General features: G+C 65.8%; 4 protein-coding genes. 2 read left to right on the forward strand and 2 right to left on the reverse strand.

The window, feature by feature from the left end:
• Positions 1-106: 106 nt before the first annotated feature.
• On the reverse strand, positions 107-1,351 hold the full coding sequence (locus SE92_RS00040) for an efflux RND transporter periplasmic adaptor subunit (RefSeq protein WP_063193908.1): 1,245 nt from the start codon (positions 1,349-1,351) through the stop codon (positions 107-109).
• Between the two features lie 199 nt (positions 1,352-1,550).
• Between SE92_RS00040 and SE92_RS00045 the strand changes: the two genes are divergently transcribed.
• A complete protein-coding gene (locus SE92_RS00045; RefSeq protein WP_063193909.1) occupies positions 1,551-2,153 on the forward strand; it encodes a TetR/AcrR family transcriptional regulator in 603 nt (200 codons plus the stop codon).
• Positions 2,154-2,222: 69 nt separating this feature from the next.
• Here SE92_RS00045 and SE92_RS00050 read toward each other — a convergent pair whose 3' ends face one another.
• Positions 2,223-2,807: a DUF1349 domain-containing protein gene (locus SE92_RS00050; protein ID WP_063193910.1), complete on the reverse strand. Its 585-nt coding sequence runs from the start codon at positions 2,805-2,807 to the stop codon at positions 2,223-2,225.
• A 505-nt stretch (positions 2,808-3,312) separates the two neighbouring features.
• Here SE92_RS00050 and SE92_RS00055 point away from each other — a divergent pair.
• Positions 3,313-4,166 (forward strand): MFS transporter (locus tag SE92_RS00055; protein ID WP_063193911.1); only part of this gene is annotated, 854 nt, incomplete at its 3' end.

Below are 4,166 nucleotides of genomic sequence, written 5' to 3' on the forward strand. Positions count from 1 at the left end.
TCCGTCGCGGGGGCGCCCGCGAACCTGGAATCGAGATGGGATGTCCTGGCCGTTCTATGATTTCGAGTTCCGGGGCGGGCTGCCCGCGCGCCCCGGAACGAGGTGACTAGCGTTGCACCACGTCCTGGTTGCTGTGGTTGGAGGCTGCTTGCTGCCCACGCGCGCCCATCGCGGCGACCTCCGTCTTGAGGAGGGCGCCTGGACGCACGCGCTGCAGGCCGTTGACGACGATGCGATCGCCGGACTTCAGGCCCGAGGTGACGACACGAAGCCCGTCGACGGCGCCGCCGAGCGTGATCGGCCGGTAGACCGCGCGGCTGTCCTCGCCGACCGCCATCACGAACTTCTTGTCCTGGTCGGTGCCGATCGCGCGCTCGTCGATCATCACCAGCGTCTGCTGCTTCGGCTGGCCCATGCGCACGCGCGCGAACTGGCCGGGGATGAGGCGCCCGTCCTCGTTCCTGAACACTGCGCGGACGCGGATCGTGCCGCTCTGGCCGTTGACCTGGTTGTCGATCAGCTGGATGTGGCCCTTTGCCGAGAGGCCGCCGGAGGTGGTCATCTCCACCGGGATCTGGTCGAGCTTGCCGCGCTGGCCTGCGGCATCCGCGATCGAGTTCAGCGCGCGCAGCACCACCTCTTCATCCGCATCGAACGAGGCGTAGATCGGATTGACCGAGACCAGCGAGGTCAGCACCGGGGAGGCGGTGCCGGCGGCGACGAGGTTGCCGACGGTGACCTCGATCTTGCCGACCCGCCCGTCCACGGGCGCGCGCACTTCGGTGTAGTCGAGATTGAGCTTGGCGGTCTGCAGCGTTGCTTCGGCCGCCTTCACGTTGGCGATCGCTTCGCGATTGGCGTTCTCGCGCTGATCGAAATCGCGGCGGGTCACGACGGCATTGCCGACGAGCTGCGCGCCGCGTTCGACCTCGCTGGTCGTGAACACCACGCGGGCCTTCGCCGCCTCGAGCTGGGCGTTGGCCTTGTCGACCTCTGCCGCGTAGGGCGCCGGGTCGATCTTGAACAGGACGTCGCCGGCCTTCACCAGCGCGCCTTCAGTGAACTTGGTCGCAAGGATCGCACCGGCGACGCGAGGGCGGAGCTCGACGCGGTTGATAGCTTCCAGCCGGCCGGAGAAGTCGTCCCACAGCGCGGTCTGCCGCGGCTCGATCATGGCGACCGTGACGGGCACCGCCTGTTCGGCGCTGGCGGCCGTTGCGGTGGCCTGGGCGGCCCGGAGATAATGGCCGGCCGCGATCGTGCCGGCCACGGCAAGGACGCCAATGATGGCGACGCCGCCGAGGAGGCGGCGAAGGCGGCCGGTACGGGAGGTTTTTTCGGTGGGGGGCATTTGCGCGCTCCAGATATGTAGTGTTCACTACAGATGTGGAGCTGGATCTCGCAGTGCAAGATACTTATGTACCATTCACTAAGAAAATTGTACGCCGATACCGCGACAATGGGAAGACACAAGAAAAAGAAAGTTAGAACAAATAGATACGAACCGGCGTTAGGCTGATCAGGCTCGCCGATTCCGAGGAGACAGGCACATGCGCATGGGACGCCCCCGCGAATTCGACGCCGAAACGGCGTTGGACCAGGCGATGGAAGTGTTTTGGCGCCATGGCTATGAGGGCGCCACCATCGCCCAGCTCACCGAGGCCATGGGCATCAATCCCCCGAGTCTCTATGCCTGCTTCGGCAACAAGGAAGGCCTGCTGAAGGCCGCGCTCGACCGCTACACCAAGTTGCGCGGCGTCTGGATGGACGAGGTGGTCGCCGCGCCCACCGCCCGCGCCGTCGCCGAGCGGATGCTGATGGGCATCGCCGACAAGCAGACTGATCCCGCCAATCCGCCCGGCTGCCTGCTCGTGCAAGGCGGCATAGCCTGCGGCACCGGCTCCGAGAACGTCCCCTTCGAGCTCGCCACCCGCCGCGCCCAGAACGAAGACCAGCTCCGCGACCGCTTCGTCCGCGCCAAGGCCGAAGGCGATCTGAAACCGAGCTCCGATCCCGCCGCGCTCGCGCGCTATGTGTCGGCCGTCGCGGTCGGCATGGGCGTGATGGCGTCGTCAGGCGCGGATCGCGAAGCGCTGCGGCAGGTGGCGAGTGTGGCCGTGCAGGCAGTGGAGGCGCAGTCGGCGCCGAAGTGAGGCAAGCGCGGGCTTTCTGGCTGAACGACGGTCCGTCCGCGCGGGAGCAACAGAGATCGCAAAGCCAGCTCAGCTCAGGTCGTGGAGGTCCTTTCCAAGCGGCGGTGTCAGATGAAATGCCGAGAATACGACGTCAAGCCCCGCCCGCTCGGGTGTGCAGGCCATCGGCCCCACAAGGTAGGAGCTTGCGCGCGGAAACGGCGCGAGCCGCATGAGAGGCCAGTACTTGCCGTCGGCCGAAACTTGCAGACGAAGGACGCCGTCGGTGACGGTCGCCCGCATCCAGAAGTCGCCGGCATCATGCTCGTAGGGTGCGGTTGCCCAGTCCGATCGCCCATCGGTCAGCACGCTCGCGAGCATGGCACGGCCGTCCGAGAGTTCGATACCGGCCTTGACCCAATGGTGGGCGTCGAGGCGCACCATGATGCCCGCTTGATCGTAGAGCGCCTGGAAGTGACCCTGGACGCGTAAGCTGGCGGTGAACGCCTCGCCGGTTGGAAATCCCAGGAAATGGCCGCTGTCGCGCTTGAAGCCGTAGTGGGTTTCGCGCCAGAAGTCGGTGCCTTTGTCAGTGACGATCTGGAGACGATCGCCCTCTGCCGTCCAACGGTCCGGTTCATTGAGCCACACGCCGTCGCTTCTGCCGAGAATCATTGCCCACCTCGATTGCCGACGTCTGCCGGACTCGATTCATTTGCCGCACGCGCGTTGTGCAAGCTGAGATCAGGCATCCATCTGGAGCTCTGCCTTGCGCCTCCGACAGTGACTCCATGTCGAACCGGCGCTCCGCGTTTCGAAACGGCGATGCCTTCCGAACCGTTAACGGCGTCGGTGCGACTTGCGGAGACACACGAGGCAATCATGCAATCCTGCGCGTGTTTTGCCCGACGAGTCAAACGTCCGCGCTCGTAGCGTTCGCGCCGTGCCAGACGATATTCTTCAATGATTTGTACTGTGCATGGGGTTGTTTTCGCGTTTTTTGTTTGAGCGTCTCAAGACCGCGGACATTGGTATCCGTCGTTCGGGGCGAACCAGACCTCCTAAGAGTTTTTACACACAGTTCTGGCACGTTCCGCGCGACAATGTCCGCAACCTGCATCGTCGCCTCTCATAGCGCGCACGAAAAGACGGGGCCCGCGGGAACCGAGGGGCGTAAGCCATGACTGCACTAGCTTCCGACGCCGGTCGCGCCAGGAGCGGGATCGTGCCGATCCTGTTGTGCGTCGTGCCGTTCAGCCAGATTCCGCTCGATGCCTACACGCCCGGCCTGCCGCAGATGGTGGTGGATCTCGCCGCTGACGCGGCCTCGATGCAGAACACCGTCACCGCCTACATGCTGGGAATGTCTCTCGCGCTGGTGCCGGTCGGCATCGCCTCCGATACGCTCGGCCGTCGCAAGGTTCTGCTCGCAGGCCTGTCGGTGCTGATCGCGATGAGCATCGCCTGCGCGCTCGCCACCAGCGCCTCGCTGCTGCTCGGCTTGCGTTTCCTGCAAGGCATCGGTGGCTGCACCTGCCTCGTCGTCGCCTATGCCGTCGCGGCCGACTGCTTTCGCGGCCGTGAACTCACGGCGATCTCCGGCCTGCTTGGAGCTGCCTGGGGGCTTGCGCCTGTGCTGGCGCCCGCGGCCGGCGGCTTCATCGTCGAGCTGACGTCATGGCGCGGCGTCTTCGTCATCATCGCCATCGCCGCGGCGATCGTAGCCGGGATCGTCGCATTCTTTCTCCCAGAGACGCTGCCCGCTGACCGGCGGGCACCATTCGATCCGCGCCGCACGGCCGGCATCCTGCGCGATGCGCTGCTGCGTCCGGGCTTCCTGGCTTTCGTCCTTGTCTTTGCCGCGGCGGCGAGCGCGCAGCTGGCGTTCGGCGTCGTCGCGCCATTCTTCTACCAGACCGGCCTCGGTTATTCCGCGGCGATCTACGGCCTCGTCGCGCTCGGCCTCGGCGGCGTCAATCTCGCCGGCGAGCTCGGCTGCGCGCATTTCGCGCGCTTCATGCCGGCCCGCGTCAT

This window comes from Bradyrhizobium sp. AT1, from assembly GCF_001590795.1.
Lineage (GTDB): Bacteria > Pseudomonadota > Alphaproteobacteria > Rhizobiales > Xanthobacteraceae > Bradyrhizobium.